Source organism: Burkholderia sp. GW821-FHT14F03 (genome assembly GCF_058803765.1).
On the sequence record NZ_JBXAPG010000013.1, the window covers coordinates 145261 to 160221 of the forward strand.

Below are 14961 nucleotides of genomic sequence, written 5' to 3' on the forward strand. Positions count from 1 at the left end.
CCATTCAATCGGTCAAATCGTTCCGCCCTTCAGCCCTTCAGTCGAGCAGCGCGACGACCTCGTCGAGTGTTGGCGCGTGCGCGCCGGTGTGGCGGCACGCGGCCGCGCCCGCGGCGAGCGCGAACGCGAGGTGCTCGCGCCAGCCGCGCTGCGGCGTGCGCATCAGGCTGAACAGCAGGCCGCCGATCGACGCGTCGCCCGCGCCCACCGTATCCGCGACCTCGACGCGCGGCGGCTCGGCGCTCAGTGTCTCGCCGTCCGCATAGAGCGTCGCGGCCTGCGCGCCGCGCGTGACGAGCAGCGTGGCGGCGGGATTCATGGCGCGCAGCTGCGCGATCGCCGCGTGTTCGTCGCCCTCGAACAGGTGCCGCAGATCCTCGTCCGAGACCTTGATCAGGTCGGCCAGCGCCGCCATCTTCTCCAGCGTCGGGCGGTAGCCGGCCGCCATCAGGTTGCGGTAGTTCGGATCGAAGCTGATCTTCACGCCGCGCGCGCGCAGCGCGCCCGCGAGCGCGATCAGCGTCGCCGCGAGCGGCTCGCGCACGAGGCTGATGCAGCCGAAGTGCGCCCAGCCCACCGCGTCCTCCCAGCCGGCCGGCAGCTGCGCGGGGTCGAACGCGAGGTCCGCGCTGTGCTCGCCGATGAAGAAGTAGGCGGGCGGCCGGGTCTCGTGGACGATCGCGAGCAGCGGCGCGCGATCGACGCGCTGCAGGAAGCGCAGGTCGAGGCCGGCCGCCTCGCTGGCCTGCCACAGCACGTCGGAGAAGCAGTCGCGGCCGAGCGCGCCGGCGCAGGCGCTCGGCACGCCGAGCCGCGCGACCGCGCGCGCGACGTTCCAGCCCGCGCCGCCCGGGCGCGACACCCACTGCGCGCCGTCGGTGCGCACCATGTCGGTCAGGATGTCGCCCGCCGACACGAATTGCGGAAGTGCGGCCTGGCTCATTGCGCGGACTCCGGTTGCGGGTGGGCGAGGACGGCGGCCGGCAGCGCGTTCAGCACTTCGTAGCACGCGCCCATCGTGTGATAGTCGGTTTTGCCGGCGGGGCTCTTCTCGTCGCTGTACTTGCGGTTGTCGCAGGTGAGGATGCGGTACCACGCGCCGTAGCGGTGATCGACGAAGTGCGCCCAGCTGTAGCGCCAGATCTCGTCATACCAGTCCCAGAAGCGTTCGCTGCCGGTGCGCGCGGCGAGCAGCGCGGCGGCCGCGAAGGTCTCGGCCTGCACCCAGAAATACTTGTTGTGGTCGCAGATCGTGTAGTCGGGGCCGAAGCCGTAGTACAGCCCGCCGTGATCCGCGTCCCAGGCGTGCGCGAGCGCCGCGTCGAACAGTTCCACCGCGCGCGGCAGCAGCCAGTCGAGCGGGCGGTGCCGTTCGAGGATCAGCAGCAGCTTCGCCCATTCGGTCTGGTGGCCCGGCTGGAAGCCCCACGGCCGGAAGATGTTCGAGCTGTCTTCCTTGTTGTAGTCCCAGTCGACCGACCAGTCCGCGTGGAAGTGTTCCCAGACGAGGTCTTGCGACAGCGCGGCCTGGCGGCGCGTGATGTGGGTCGCGAGCAATTCCGCGCGGTCGAGGTACGAGGTCTCGCCGGTCGCCTCGTAGGCGGCGAGCAGCGCCTCGGCCGCATGCATGTTCGCGTTCTGGCCGCGATAGCCGGATACGCGCCAGTCGGGCGTCGCGTCGTCCATGTAGAGGCCGCCGCGGGCATCCCAGAAATGGCGCTCCATCAGGGCGAAGGTGTCGGCGATCAGCGGCCGCGCCTCGTCGACGCCCGCCATCGTCGCGTGCGCGGCCGCGAGCAGCACGAACGCGAGCCCGTAGCAGTGGCGCGTGCCGTCGAGCGTCGCGTGCTTGCGGCCGTCGCGCCAGTCGAGTTCCCAGTCGTAGCCCTGCAGGGCCGCGTCCCAGTGCGCGTCGCGCAGGAAGCGCAGGCCGTGGCGCGTGTAGTCGAGATCGAGCGGGTCGCCGAACTGCCGGTAGGCCATCGCATAGTTGAAGACGAAGCGGCAGCTGCTGACGAGGTGGCGGGTCGTGCGGTCGTACACCGCGCCGTCGTCGCGGAAGAAATGGAAGAAGCCGCCGCTCGGGTCGAACACCGTCGGCGCGTAGAAGCGCAGCGTGTCCCGTACGTGCGACAGCAGGAACGCCGGGTCGCGGAAACTCGCGACGGCAGGCGCGGGCGTGGCCGGCGCGTCGGGCGCAGGGCAGGAAGAGGGCGAAGCGAAAGTCGTCATGATCCGATGACCGAGGTGAGGATGGGCGCCGCTTGCGCGACGCCGAGGCTGCTGGCCCGCGCGACCAGTTGCACGGGCAGGCTGATTTCGCTGCGCTCGGGCGCGTCGGCGAGCAGCAGTTCGACGCCGAGCCGGCCGAGCGCTTCCTTGTCGACGGCGAGCGTCGTCAGCGGCGGCGCGGCGTGCGCGGCGGCGGGGATGTCGTCGAAGCCGACGAACGCGATGTCTTCCGGCACCCGCACGCCGCGCGCCACGCACACGCGCAGCGCGGCGAGCGCGGCGGCGTCGTTGAACGCGAACACGGCGTCGGGGCGCGGCCCGGGCGCGTCGAGCAGCTGCTGCATCGCGCGCGCCGCGCCGGTGTCGGGATCGAGGCCGGCGTCGATCGTCACCTCGAGCGACGGATCGAACAGCAGGCCGGCCTCGAAGAACGCGCGGCGGTAGCCGAGCGCGCGCTGGGCGATGCTGTAGTGCGCGAGCGAGCCGCCGATGAACGCGATGCGGCGGCGGCCGGCCGCGAACAGATGCCGCATCGCGAGCGCCGCGCCGCCGTGGTTGTCGATGTTCACCGAGCGCAGGCCGGGCGCCCACAGGTCGATCAGCACGAGCGGGCGGCCGGTCGCGGCGAGCGCCTCGAGCGTCTCCGGCTCCATGAAGCCCGCGACCGCGATCGCGTCGGGCGCGTGCGGGCGCATCTGGCGGATCACGTCGTCGGTCGGGCCGGCCGTCAGCAGCGTCGGCACGATGCCGCGCTCGCGGCAGGCGTCCTCGACGCCGTGCAGCACGTGCGAGAAGAACGGCGTCGCCGCGAAGTTGTTGTGCTGCCGGTGCAGCAGGAAGGTCAGGCGCCGGATGCGGGGCCGCAGCTGCGCGGGATCGTAGCCGAGCCGCTGCGCGACCTCGACGATCCGCTCGCGCGTCGCTTCGGACAAGCCGGGCTGGTTCTTGAGCGCGCGCGACACGGTGCCGATCGATACGTTGGCCGCATGCGCCACATCGCGAATGGTCGTGCCCATGGTCCGGATCCGGGTGTTTAGGGTGACGGCGATTGTATAGTAAAAATATTGTCGATCAAGCTGAAAACCGAGGCTGATGGGCTGGTAAATACCCGTATTTAAAAGGATAAATCCCATTTGTTCGTTTAGTAAAAATACTAAACGAATAGTAAAGGAGGGGGGCGGTTTTGGGGGGCAGCGTGGACAGCGCGGACCACGGAGACAGTGGAGTGGGCGGAGACGATAACGGAGGCAGGGGCAGGGGCAGAGGCAGGGGCAGAGGCAGAGGCAGAGGCAGAGGCAGAGGCAGAGGCAGAGGCAGAGGCGTTGACGGAGGCGATCCGGCGCGCCGTCGCCCGGCGGCGCGGGTCGTCCATCCGCGCGCCCGTTCCGCGCGGGCTGCCCGACGAGCAGCCGTCGCCGTCAGTCCAGCTCGACGGGCGCCGCGTCGCCGCGCGCGCGCAGCCAGGCGCTGCCTTCCTCGATGTCGATCAGGAAATAGCCGCCCGGCTGCTGCTTCGCGCGCCGCTTCGCGAGCGCGGCGACCGACGCGATCTCGTCGCTGCCGTAGCGCAGCGCGCGGCCGGCCGCGGGCGGCACGTGCACGCAGCCGATCGCCATCGTCACGAAGCCGTGGAAGGCCGGGTTGCCGTAGCGGTCCTCGCCGCGAATGCCGCCCGCGAGCCGGTCGGCCGGCGCGTAGAAGCGCTGCGCGCCTTCGTTGAAATGACGGATCGCGCGCTTCACGCGCGCGGTCCAGTCGGCGCTCTGGAACAGCACGAGGAAATCGTCGCCGCCGACGTGGCCGAGGAAGTCGCGCGTCGGGTCGCACACGTGGGCGAGCACGGTGGCGGCGAACTTCAGCACCTCGTCGCCCTGCCAGTAGCCGTACTGGTCGTTGAACGGCTTGAACTGGTTCAGGTCGACGTAGCACGCGTGGAAGCCGGCCTCGTTGTCGACGAGGCGCGCGATGTGCGAGCTGATCGGGATGTTGCCGGGCAGGAAGGTCAGCGGATTCGCGTAGCGGGCTGCCTCGATTCGCACCTCGGTGACCGCGCGCACCAGGTTCTCGCCGGTGCCGAGGCCGAGATAGCGGCCGCGTTCGGTGATCACGAAGCCGTCGGCCAGGTAGCGCTGGTCGTTGCTCGTCAGCAGCTTGGCCATCTGCTCGACCGTCATGGTGTTTTCGATGATCACGGGCGCGTCGTTCGCGAATTGCAGGCAGGCCTTCTTGCCGAACACCTCGCGGTGATAGGGCAGCGCGTAGCGGTCCATGAAGCTGCGCCGGTTGATCAGCGCGATCGGGTGATCGCCCTCGACGACCGCGACCGCATGCAGGTCGGGCAGGCGATTGAACAGTTCGAGCACGTCGTTGTTGGTGGCGCGGCGCGGCAGCGCGGGCGCGCTGACCAGCATCTTCGCGACCACCGTGCCGCTGCCCGGGCGCGGCGCGGGCCCGGCGCGGGTCGCGCCCGGAAACACCGCGATGTGCTGCGCGCGGATCGCGTCGTGCGCGTCCGGCGCGACCCGGCGCGCGGGATGCGCATGTGGCCGGCCGAGGAAGAAGCCCTGGCCGCAGCCGATGCCCATGTCGCGCACGACGATCAGGTCCGCCTCGTTCTCGATGCCTTCGGCGATCAGCTTCGCGCCGCTCGCGTTCGCGAAGTGCTGCATCGCCTTGACGGCCTCGAACTTGAGCGGATCGTTGGCGATGTCGTGGATGAAGAAGCGGTCGATCTTCACGACGTCGGGATGCAGGCTCACCCACAGGTTCATGCTGGCGTTCGCGGTGCCGTAGTCGTCGAGCGCGAACTGGACGCCGGCCTGGCGCAGCGCGGCGATCGCGGACGCGAAGTCGCCGACGTCGGGGATCGCGTTCTGTTCGGTCAGCTCGATGACGATCCGTTCCGCGTTGAAGCCCATGCGCTGCAGCAGGGCCTGCGCATGCTCGCGCACGGTCGCGAACTGCAGGATCGCGTTCGCGCTGAAATTGAGGAACAGCTTGCCGTCGCACGCGAGCGTGGCGAACGCTTCGATGCAGGCGGCCGCGGCCGCGTGTTCGAGCGCGATCGACGCGCCCTCGCGCGCGGCCTGCGCGAACAGCGCGGCCGGCTGTTCGAGCGGCGAGCCGGACGGGCCGCGGATCAGGCCTTCGTAGCCGATGATGGCGCCGGCCTCGATGTCGACGATCGGCTGGAACACCGCGGTGAGCGCACGCGCCGCGATCAGCGAGGCGATGCTGACGGAGTCGGTGGCGGCGCGGGTGGGTGAGGGCATGGGGTGGACGATGACGACGGAACGCCGGCCTTAACGGCAGCCGGGCGCGCGAGTTGAATGAATTTTTTGTGACGCGATGCACTGTCGTGGGGGGCGCGTGCGGGCAAACGATTGCAGCGGGGGCGCGCGCGGGTCGGTCGAGAAAGGGGGGAGGCCGGAGGGGGCCGCCTTGCGCGGATCGGGACGCGCGCGAGCCGTCGGATTCGGCGGATGCCGAGGCGGGAGGCGCTGTGCTTTATCGATGGCATGTCGCGCGCCGGCCCGGCGGGGCGATCAATCAGGAGCGTCGATGCGCTTGAGCGGGACGGCCCGTCTCACATTCATCGGATGGGGCGGAGCATGCGTGTGAAGCCTTTCGATTGCCCATCGAGGAAATGTCGCGCGCCGGCCCGGCGGGACGATCAACCAAGGACCGTCGATGCGCTCGTGCGAGGCGGCCCGCCGCACTCCCCGAACGGACGCGAAGCATGCACGTCGTGCGTTTCGCCCGCCGCGCGCCGCGCGTGATCGATCGCCGGCAAGCGGCTGGGGCGCGGGCGTCGTGATGCGCGAGGACGAACCCGTCGCACGGGAGTCGTTCATGCTCGATGAACGCGCCTCGTCATTCCGGGCTCGTGTGCGTCAGGAATGCGATGGACGGCGAGGGGATGAATGGATGGCGGCCGGCCCGGCACGTGCGGTTCGCAGAAGCGATGGCAGGGTGCGGGACGGCCGGACGATCCCGGGCAGGACGAGCCGCTGCCGCTCATCCCGACCCGGCCGCGCGGCTCACCGCGCCGCGCGCGGCCGGCGCCTCACCGATCGCGGGTGCGCAGCGCGTTGCCGCCGCTGCCGCCGTGCGTCGCTTCGCCTTCATCCGCGCCGAGGTCGCGGGCGCCCCAGCGTTGCGCGAGCGCCGCGCAGGTCATCAGCTGGATCTGGTGGAACAGCATCAGCGGCAGCACCACCGCGCCGACCGCGTGCGCCGCGAAGATCACCTTCGCCATCGGCACGCCGGCGGCGAGGCTCTTCTTCGAGCCGCAGAAGATGATCGTGATCTGGTCCGCGCGATTGAAGCCGAGCCGCTTGCTGACGAACATGGTGAGCAGCAGCGCGATCGCGAGCAGCACGACGTTGACGACGATGAGCCCGAGCAGCGCGCTGGGCGGGATCTGGTGCCAGAGCCCCTGGTTCACGGCCTCGCTGAATGCCACGTAGACGACGAGCAGGATCGAGCCCTGATCGACGAAGCGCAGCACGCCGCGGTTGCGCTCGATCCATGCGCCGATCACGGGGCGCAGCAACTGGCCGGCGACGAACGGCACGAGCAGTTGCATCACGATGCTGCCGATGGTGCTCCACGGCGATGCGCCGCCGCCCGCCTGCGAGGTGATCATGAGGCCGACCAGCGCGGGCGTGAGGAAGATGCCGAGCAGGCTCGACGCGGACGCCGAGCAGACCGCGGCCGGCACGTTGCCCTTCGCGATCGAGGTGAAGGCGATCGACGACTGGACCGTGGAAGGCAGCGTGCACAGGAACAGCACGCCCGCATAGAGCGCCGGCGTGACGAGCGGCGACAGCAGCGGCTTGAGCGCGAGGCCGAGCAGCGGGAACAGCGCGAAGGTGCTGAGCAGCACGACCGCGTGCAGCCGCCAATGGGTCGCGCCGGCGATGATCGCTTCGCGCGACAGCTTCGCGCCGTGCAGGAAGAACAGCAGGCCGACCGCGATGTTGGTCGCCCAGTTGAAGGCGTGGGCGGCCGGGCCGTGGCACGGCAGCAGGCTCGCGAGCACCACGGTGCCGACGAGCGCGAGGGTGAAGTTGTCGGGGACGAAACGGGGACGGGCCATGACGGAATCCGGATAAGAGCGGGGACGCTTGCGCGTCCCGGATGCGCCATTCTCCGGGTCGCCTATTAAATAGACAAATTCATTCCATGCATCGATTGATGAGTTCGGTAAATGGTTATTTCTGGGGCGCGATTCGCCGGATGTCGCTTAAAAAATACAGAGGCTTACGGTCGGAATGTCAAATGCGGCGCCTTGGCAGGCCCGTCCGAGGCGGCGGCAAAACCTGAAAAAACCAGCAGTAACACGGTGTTACACCGGTGCCGGCGGACTAACATTTTTCGGCTCGACACGTTTGCGAGGCCCTCATAAATTACTGCTGAAAGGCTCCCGTGCCGCGCGTCGAGCGCACAGACGCGGGAAATCGGCGGGTAATCAGGATGATGACGGCACGTGCAGGACGGATGATCGGGCGATGGGCGGCGGGCGCATTGGGCGTGCTGCTGGTGTCGCTCGCGTGCGCGCAGCCGCCGCATGGCGCCGGACGTGGTTTAGGCGGTGGCTACGGGGCGGCGCATGGCGGCGAGGCGCGGCCCGGTGCGAACGCTTATGGCCAGCAGCGCTGGGGCCTGCGTCCGACGCCGTCGTATGGCCGTTACGCCGCGCAAGGCAGCCCCTATCGCCCGATCAGCGCCGAGGCGCGCGGCGTGCCGCATCCGCCCGACGGCACGGTGCCGATGCGCGCCGGCTCGATCCGAGCCGACGTCACCCGCTACAACGAAGAACGCGGCGGCCGGCCGATGCCGCCGCCGCGCACGCAGGAAGACGCCGGGCGTCCGCCGTTCTTCTCGTCGTTCTACCGCAACTGACCCGCATCATCGGGCGGCGCGGCGCGCCGCCCGATGATGCAAATTCGCCACAGTCCCTCCGCAAATCTCCCGCACCCCTTCCGGCTTAGGTATCTTTCGCGCCGCGCAGCCGCGACGGGCGCGCATGCGTCGGGCTCGACGCAGGATTCGTCTGCCGCCGCGCGCGCGCTCGCGCGGTGCGCGAAAGCATTTCGTCAGGTGGTTTGCCCCCGCTTTCGTCTGCTGAATCCCGCCAAAACGCGGGGAAGTTAATGCGGACGCTATACCCGCAATAAGCGCCCTCTTTTTTGACCGGAAAAATGGTCCGTAAAGATGGCAGCGCCCCAATCGACGCAGGCCTCCGCCCGTACCAACAACAACGCGCTTGCGCCGTCTTTTTTCGACAAACACGTGGAGATCCAATGAAGTCACTTGCCAGCCGGGCGCTGCATACCTCTTTCGCGTTCGCCGCCGCGGCGACGCTCGCCGCCGGCGCGACCGGCGCGCATGCGCAATCGAGCATCCAACTGTACGGGCAGGTCGACGCCTGGGTCGGCGCGCAGAAATTCCCGGGCGGCGAGCGCGCGTGGGGCGTGCAGGGCGGCGGGATGTCGACCTCATACTGGGGCGTGCGCGGCACCGAGGATCTCGGCGGCGGCTACAAGGCGATCTTCACGCTCGAGGATTTCTTCCGGCCGCAGAACGGCAACTACGGCCGCTTCAACGGCGACACCTTCTTCGCGCGCAATTCCTACGTCGGCCTCGAGACGCCGTACGGCACCGTCACCGCGGGCCGGCTGACGACGCATCTGTTCGTGTCGACGATCCTGTTCAATCCGTTCATCGACTCGTATGTGTTCTCGCCGATGGTCTACCACGTGTTCCTCGGCCTCGGCACGTTCCCGACCTATACGACCGACCAGGGCGTCGTCGGCGATTCGGGCTGGAACAACGCGGTGTCGTATACCACGCCGAACTATCACGGCTTGAGCGGCAGCGTGATGTACGCGCTCGGCAATCAGGCGGGCAGCAATGCATCGAAGAAATGGAGCGGCCAGTTCCTCTACTTCAACGGCCCGTTCGCCGCGACGGCCGTCTACCAGTATGTGAACTTCAACAACAACCCGGGCGACCTCGGGCCGCTCGTCGCCGGCATGAAGAGTCAGGGCGTGGCGCAGCTCGGGGTCAGCTACGACCTCAAGTTCGTGAAGTTGTTCGGCCAGTACATGTATACGAAGAACGACCAGATCTCGGGCAGCTGGCATGTGAACACCGCGCAGGGCGGGGTCACGGTGCCGCTCGGCGCGGGCAGCGTGATGGCGTCCTACGCGTACTCGCGCGACGCGGGCGGCCTCGACCAGACGCGCCAGACCTGGGCGCTCGGCTACGACTATCCGCTGTCGAAGCGCACCGACGTCTACACGGCCTACATGAACGACCGTTTGTCCGGCATGTCGAGCGGCAATACGTTCGGCGCCGGGATTCGTGCGAAGTTCTAAGCAATCGGGCCCCGTAGTCCGTCATGTTCGCGGCGTCACACAAGTGACGCCGTTTTGCTTTTCTTGACGATTTCGTTTCTCAGCCTTTGTTACAGTTGCTCGCGATAGCCTCATTCCCACCGATTGCGAGCATTTTCGATGGATACCCTCGTCAGCATGAATGTATTTCGCTTCGTCGTCGAAGTGGGCAGCTTCGTCGGTGCGGCGGAACGCATGCAGATGTCGGCGGCGATGGCGAGCAAGCACGTGATGCACCTCGAGCAACAGCTCGGCGCGCGGCTGCTGCATCGCACGACCCGTCGCGTCGCGCCGACCGAAGCCGGACGCGAATACTACGAACGGCTCGTACAGGCGCTCACCGAACTCGACGAAGCCGGGCAGGCCGTCGGCGCGGCGAGCGTGGTGCCGCAGGGGCGTTTGCGCGTGACCTCGCTCTCGGCATTCGGCCTGCGTCACGTGATGGATGCCGTGACCGATTACGCGGCACGCTATAGCGACGTGACCGTGGAGATCACGCTGTCCGATCGCGTGGTCGAACTGATCGACGAAGGCTACGACGTGGCGGTGCGCGCCGCGCCCGCCGGCATGAAGTCGTCGTCGCTCGTCGCGCGCCAGATCGCCACCGCGCACATCCTGTTGGTGGCGTCGCCCGATTACCTGAAGCAGCACGGCACCCCGACCACCCTGGCCGATCTCGAACACCACAACTATCTGCGGCGCGATCCGAACGCCACCACGCTCGATGCGATGGCGACGGACGTCGCGGCCGCATCGCGCGTGTCGCTCGCGGGCAACCTGATCGTCAACCATCTCGAAGGGCTGCGGGTCGCGGTGCTGGGCGGCGCGGGCATCGCGCTGCTCGGGACCGAGGTGGTCGGCGAAGACATCGAGGCGGGCCGTCTCGTGCCGCTCCTGCTCGACGTGATGCCGCCGCGCGAGCTGCCGATCTACGCGGTGTATGCGAGCCGCCGCCATGTCTCGGCGAAGGTGCGTTCGTTCGTCGATTTCCTCGCCGACCGCTTCGCCGGGCAGTCGCTGTGCCCGTCGATCGAAGAGCGGCTCAAGGTGCTCGCGCTGCCGCGCATGAAGCGGATCGGCTGAACGGCTGAACGGCGCGCGTCGCGGGTTTCACGTAAAAAGGCGCGGCCTCATGGCCGCGCCTTTTTACATTTCATGCCGTGATGTCGCGGCGTCAGCCGCGGATGCCGAGGCGCGCCTTCGCGTCCTGGTATTCGCGCGCGAGGCGCGTGACGAGTTCGCCGACCGACGGCACGTCGTCCATCAGCCCGACGCCCTGGCCTGCACCCCAGATGTCCTTCCACGCCTTCGCCTTGTCGGAGCCGAAATTCATCTTCGACTTGTCGGCTTCGGGCAGATCGTCCGGGTTGAGGCCCGCGTTCACGATGCTCTGGCGAATGTAGTTGCCGTGCACGCCGGTGAACAGGTTCGTGTAGATGATGTCGGACGAGCTGGCGTTCAGGATCGCGTGCTTGTAGTCGTCGACCGCATGCGCTTCCCGGGTCGCGATGAAGCGCGTGCCCATGTACGCGAGATCGGCGCCCATCGCCTGCGCGGCGAGGATCGAGCCGCCGTTCGCGATCGAGCCCGACAGCACGATCGGGCCGTCGAACATCTTGCGCACCTCGCCGACGAGCGCGAACGGCGAGGTCGTGCCCGCGTGGCCGCCGGCGCCCGCCGCGACCAGGATCAGCCCGTCGACGCCGGCTTCGAGCGCCTTCTGCGCGTGCCGCAGGTTGATCACGTCGTGCAGCACGATGCCGCCGTAGCTGTGCACCGCGTCGACGATCTCGCGCGCGGGCGCGCGCAGGCTCGTGATGAAGATCGGCACCTTGTGCTCGACGCAGACGCGGATGTCGTGTTCGAGCCGCACGTTCGACTGGTGGACGATCTGGTTGACCGCGAGCGGCCCGATCACGGCGTCCGGATGGCGAGCCTTGTGTTCGGCGAGCTGCGACTGGATCTGCGTGAGCCATTCGTCGAGCAGTTCGGCGGGGCGCGCGTTCAGCGCCGGAAACGAGCCGACGATGCCCGCCTTGCACTGCGCGAGCACCAGCTCGGGGTAACTGACGATGAACATCGGCGACGCGATGACAGGCAGCGCGAGATTTTGCAGGACGGCGGGCAAAGCCATGGTGAGTCTCCGTGATCGTTGCCGCGCCCAGGCGGCGGATTGAGCCACGCGATGCGATTCGCAACAGGGCTACGCAGCGGGTTGGCTGCATATTAATACGAACGATCGTGCGATTGTAGGGCGAGGCGCGCGGCGGCGGTGTCGAGGGAGTGTTCTGCTTCTACGGATTGTCCGGGAAAACGGCCGATGGGGTGCGATTTGCCCTCCTACAATAGGCAGCAACAACAATTCCAGAGAACAAGACCATGTCGTTTGAGGAGTTCGCGCCGTTCAGGGTCGATGCGCAGGGCGTCGAGATTTTCGGCGTCAAGGGAGGCGCGGGGCCGCCGCTGCTGCTGCTGCATGGGCACCCGCAGACGCACATGATCTGGCATCGCGTGGCCGCGACGCTGGCTCGCCACTTCACCGTGATCGCGACCGACCTGCGCGGCTATGGCGCTTCGTCGAGACCGGAGAGCGATGCGCGGCACACGCCGTATTCGAAGCGCGCGATGGCGGCCGATCAGGTCGAGGTGATGCGTCATTTCGGTTTCAAGCGTTTTCACGTGGCCGCGCACGATCGCGGCGCGCGGGTCGCGCACCGGATGGCGCTCGATCATCCGGAGCAGGTCGAGCGCATGCTGCTGCTCGATATCGCGCCGACGCTCGCGATGTACGAAGGCACCGATCGCGCGTTCGCGACCGCGTATTTCCACTGGTTTTTCCTGATCCAGCCGGCGCCGCTGCCCGAGACGCTGATCGACGGGCGCACCGACGCCTATGTCGAGCAGCTGATGGGCCATCGCGCGGCGGGGCTCGCGCCGTTCGCGCCGGAGGCGCTGGCCGCGTACCGCGATGCGCTGCGGCAGCCGGGCGCGGTGCACGCGATGTGCGAGGACTATCGCGCGTCGGCGACGATCGACCTCGAACACGACCGCGAGGATCTCGAACGCGGCAACAAGATCGGGTGCCCGCTGCGCGTGCTGTGGGGCGCGCAGGGTGTGGTCGCGCGATGCTTCGAGCCGCTCGAGGAGTGGCGGTGCGTGGCGCGCGATGTCAGCGGGCGCGCGCTCGATTGCGGGCACTACATCCCGGAGGAAGCGCCGGTCGCGTTGATCGAGGAGATGCTGGGCTTTTTCGAGGCGCGCGACGTGGGCGCGTGAGCGGCGCGGGCCGGCGCGACGGCGCTTGCCCAGCGGGCTCATGGGGTGATCCGGCCTGCGCCCGGGCCGGAAGCGCGGCAGGCCGCCGCCTGCGCGTGCCCGCCGGCTGCAGGATCACGCCCGATGTTCGAGCGGCGGCAGCCGCCGCGCCACCGGCGTCGACTTCACGATCGCCGTGCTCGTCTCCGCGCGCTCGGTCACCTTCGCCAGAATCCCGTCCAGATGCTCGATCGAGCGCAGGTAGACCCGGCAGATGAAGCAGTCGTCGCCCGTCACCTTGTCGCATTCGACGAACTCGGGGATCTGCCGCAGCAGCGCCTCGACCAGATGCAGCTGCCCCGGCAGCGGCTTCACGCGCACGATCGCCTGCAGCGTGTAGCCGAGCGCGCGCGGATCGATCTCCACCGTGTAACGCCCGATCACGTGTTGCGCCTCCAGCCGGCGCAGCCGGTCCGCCGTGCTCGGCGCCGACAGCCCGATCCGGCGCGCCAGCTCGCTCGTCGTCATGCGCGCATCCTCGGCCAGCAGATGCAGCAACGCGCGGTCGGTCGCGTCGAGGCCATCGACCGGTACGGGCGGGGTTAGGCGTTTCGGCATCTCGACCTTCTTTTAAAAGGAAAACAGGCAATTTCGTCTTGCATAAGCGATGGATTGCCGCGGCTCGGGTTTCTAAAATCAAACCATACCTGAACCCAACGGATGTTTTCCATGGCAACCCCTGAAATCCGCCGCGGCGCCACCGAGATGACCCTCGCGATGCTGATGTCGGGGACGATCGGCTGGTTCGTCGTGTCGTCGCAGCAGCATCTGATGAACGTCGTGTTCTTCCGCTGCGTGTTCGGCGGCGCGACGCTGCTCGGCGTGTGCGCGGCGCTCGGCCTGCTGCGTCGCGGCCTGCTGTCGCGGCGCACGCTCGGCCTCGCGCTGCTCGGCGGCGTCGCGATCGTCGCGAACTGGGTGCTGTTGTTCGGCGCGTATTCGCGCGCGTCGATCTCGATGGCGACCGCCGTTTATCACACCCAGCCCTTCATGCTCGTCGCGCTGGGCGCGCTGGTGTTCCGCGAACGGCTCACCGCGTCGATCGTCGGCTGGCTGCTGCTCGCCTTCGTCGGCCTCGTGTGCGTCGTGCGGGTCGAGCCCGCGGTGCTCGCCGTGCCGGGCGAATATGTCGAGGGCGTCGCGCTCGCGCTCGGCGCGGCGTTCCTGTACGCGGTGTCGTCGATCATCACGAAGCGCCTCAGGGGCGTGCCGCCGCATCTGATCGCGCTGCTCCAGGTCGGGCTCGGCGTCGTGCTGCTCGCGCCGTTCGTCCACTACGACGCGCTGCCCGCGACGCCCGCGCAGTGGCTCGATCTCGTCGTGCTCGGCGTCGTCAACACCGGCGCGATGTATGTGCTGCTGTACGGCGCGATCCAGAAGCTGCCGACCGCGATGACGGGGGCGCTGTCGTTCATCTATCCGGTGGTCGCGATCGTCGTCGACCGGATCGCGTTCGGGCAGACGCTCGCGTGGAGTCAGGTGCTGGGCGCGGTGCTGATTCTGGTGGCCGCGGCGGGCGTGAATCTCGGCTGGCGGATCGTGCCGGCGCGGCGCGCGATCGCGAAGCCGGGACGGTGAGCGCACGGCGCGCAAGGCGCGGCGCGCAGCACAGGTCGCGCGCCGGGAATCCGTAGGGAAACTCCCGATGCGATGCCCGACGGGTGGCTCGTATGATGCGCAGTGACGTTGATCACGTCGACAAAATTCCGTTTCTGAGCGCCGTTCGCCGCATTGGCAGAACGGTTTTTTTTTGGTTCATCGCGGGAAACCGTGGAAGCTTTGGGTGCAGTTGGTAATCTGACGCCAGTGGAAACGGGCGTTGGAGGCCAAATTGCTGGATCGCAAAGCACTACAGGCATTGGGATGCTGGACGGGCTACCGGGTTGAGCGAGTGGAATGGCCGTCGGAGGCAAGCCGAACCCTGTCGCTGTATCTCAAGCCGGTCAGCAAAGTGATGGTCTGCGAGCAATGCGGCAAACGGTGCCAGCAGATTCACGAGACGACCGTTCGG

General features: G+C 68.2%; 12 protein-coding genes and 1 pseudogene. 6 read left to right on the top strand and 7 right to left on the bottom strand.

Annotation, left to right across the window (positions count from 1 at the left end):
* Positions 1 to 37: 37 nt before the first annotated feature.
* The 5 genes from AC1RQF_RS11410 to AC1RQF_RS11430 all read right to left on the bottom strand — a co-directional run bounded on the left by AC1RQF_RS11410 (position 38) and on the right by AC1RQF_RS11430 (position 7333).
* Positions 38 to 943, bottom strand: a complete 906-nt coding sequence (locus AC1RQF_RS11410; RefSeq protein ID WP_273999434.1) for a carbohydrate kinase family protein — start codon at positions 941 to 943, stop codon at positions 38 to 40.
* Positions 940 to 2232 carry an AGE family epimerase/isomerase gene (locus AC1RQF_RS11415; RefSeq protein WP_492872074.1) on the bottom strand — a complete coding sequence of 431 codons (1293 nt, stop codon included), beginning with the start codon at positions 2230 to 2232 and terminating at the stop codon, positions 940 to 942. Before AC1RQF_RS11415 ends, AC1RQF_RS11410 begins: the two co-directional genes overlap by 4 nt.
* The gene (locus AC1RQF_RS11420; RefSeq protein ID WP_273999432.1) at positions 2229 to 3248 is read right to left on the bottom strand and encodes a LacI family DNA-binding transcriptional regulator; all 1020 of its coding nucleotides are present in this window, start codon (positions 3246 to 3248) and stop codon (positions 2229 to 2231) included. Before AC1RQF_RS11420 ends, AC1RQF_RS11415 begins: the two co-directional genes overlap by 4 nt.
* A 402-nt stretch (positions 3249 to 3650) precedes the next feature.
* The gene (locus tag AC1RQF_RS11425; protein WP_273999431.1) at positions 3651 to 5504 is read right to left on the bottom strand and encodes a phosphodiesterase; all 1854 of its coding nucleotides are present in this window, start codon (positions 5502 to 5504) and stop codon (positions 3651 to 3653) included.
* Positions 5505 to 6298: 794 nt separating this feature from the next.
* The gene (locus AC1RQF_RS11430) at positions 6299 to 7333 is read right to left on the bottom strand and encodes a bile acid:sodium symporter family protein (protein WP_273999429.1); all 1035 of its coding nucleotides are present in this window, start codon (positions 7331 to 7333) and stop codon (positions 6299 to 6301) included.
* Between the two features lie 377 nt (positions 7334 to 7710).
* Between AC1RQF_RS11430 and AC1RQF_RS11435 the strand changes: the two genes are divergently transcribed.
* The 3 genes from AC1RQF_RS11435 (at position 7711) to AC1RQF_RS11445 (ending at position 10718) form a co-directional block, all read left to right on the top strand.
* The gene (locus AC1RQF_RS11435) at positions 7711 to 8139 is read left to right on the top strand and encodes a hypothetical protein (protein WP_273999427.1); all 429 of its coding nucleotides are present in this window, start codon (positions 7711 to 7713) and stop codon (positions 8137 to 8139) included.
* A 401-nt stretch (positions 8140 to 8540) separates the two neighbouring features.
* Positions 8541 to 9617 (top strand): porin, encoded by a 1077-nt coding sequence (locus tag AC1RQF_RS11440; protein WP_273999426.1) that lies wholly within the window; start codon positions 8541 to 8543, stop codon positions 9615 to 9617.
* Between the two features lie 138 nt (positions 9618 to 9755).
* On the top strand, positions 9756 to 10718 hold the full coding sequence (locus tag AC1RQF_RS11445) for a LysR family transcriptional regulator (RefSeq protein WP_273999424.1): 963 nt from the start codon (positions 9756 to 9758) through the stop codon (positions 10716 to 10718).
* A 91-nt stretch (positions 10719 to 10809) separates the two neighbouring features.
* On the opposite strand, the gene AC1RQF_RS11450 is transcribed toward AC1RQF_RS11445, so the two are convergent.
* Entirely contained in the window at positions 10810 to 11769 is a 960-nt protein-coding gene (locus AC1RQF_RS11450) for an NAD(P)H-dependent flavin oxidoreductase (protein ID WP_273999422.1), read from the bottom strand.
* A gap of 245 nt (positions 11770 to 12014) precedes the next feature.
* On the opposite strand from AC1RQF_RS11450, the gene AC1RQF_RS11455 reads away from it, so the two are divergent.
* Positions 12015 to 12911, top strand: coding sequence for an alpha/beta fold hydrolase (locus AC1RQF_RS11455; protein ID WP_492872075.1), 897 nt, complete (start codon positions 12015 to 12017; stop codon positions 12909 to 12911).
* A 114-nt stretch (positions 12912 to 13025) separates the two neighbouring features.
* Here the strand turns inward: AC1RQF_RS11455 and AC1RQF_RS11460 are convergent, their stop codons facing one another.
* On the bottom strand, positions 13026 to 13508 hold the full coding sequence (locus tag AC1RQF_RS11460) for an Lrp/AsnC family transcriptional regulator (protein ID WP_273999419.1): 483 nt from the start codon (positions 13506 to 13508) through the stop codon (positions 13026 to 13028).
* 111 nt (positions 13509 to 13619) lie between these two features.
* Between AC1RQF_RS11460 and AC1RQF_RS11465 the strand changes: the two genes are divergently transcribed.
* Entirely contained in the window at positions 13620 to 14528 is a 909-nt protein-coding gene (locus tag AC1RQF_RS11465) for a DMT family transporter (RefSeq protein WP_492872076.1), read from the top strand.
* A 253-nt stretch (positions 14529 to 14781) separates the two neighbouring features.
* Positions 14782 to 14961 (top strand): annotated as a pseudogene (locus AC1RQF_RS11470) (ISL3 family transposase); the annotation flags it as partial.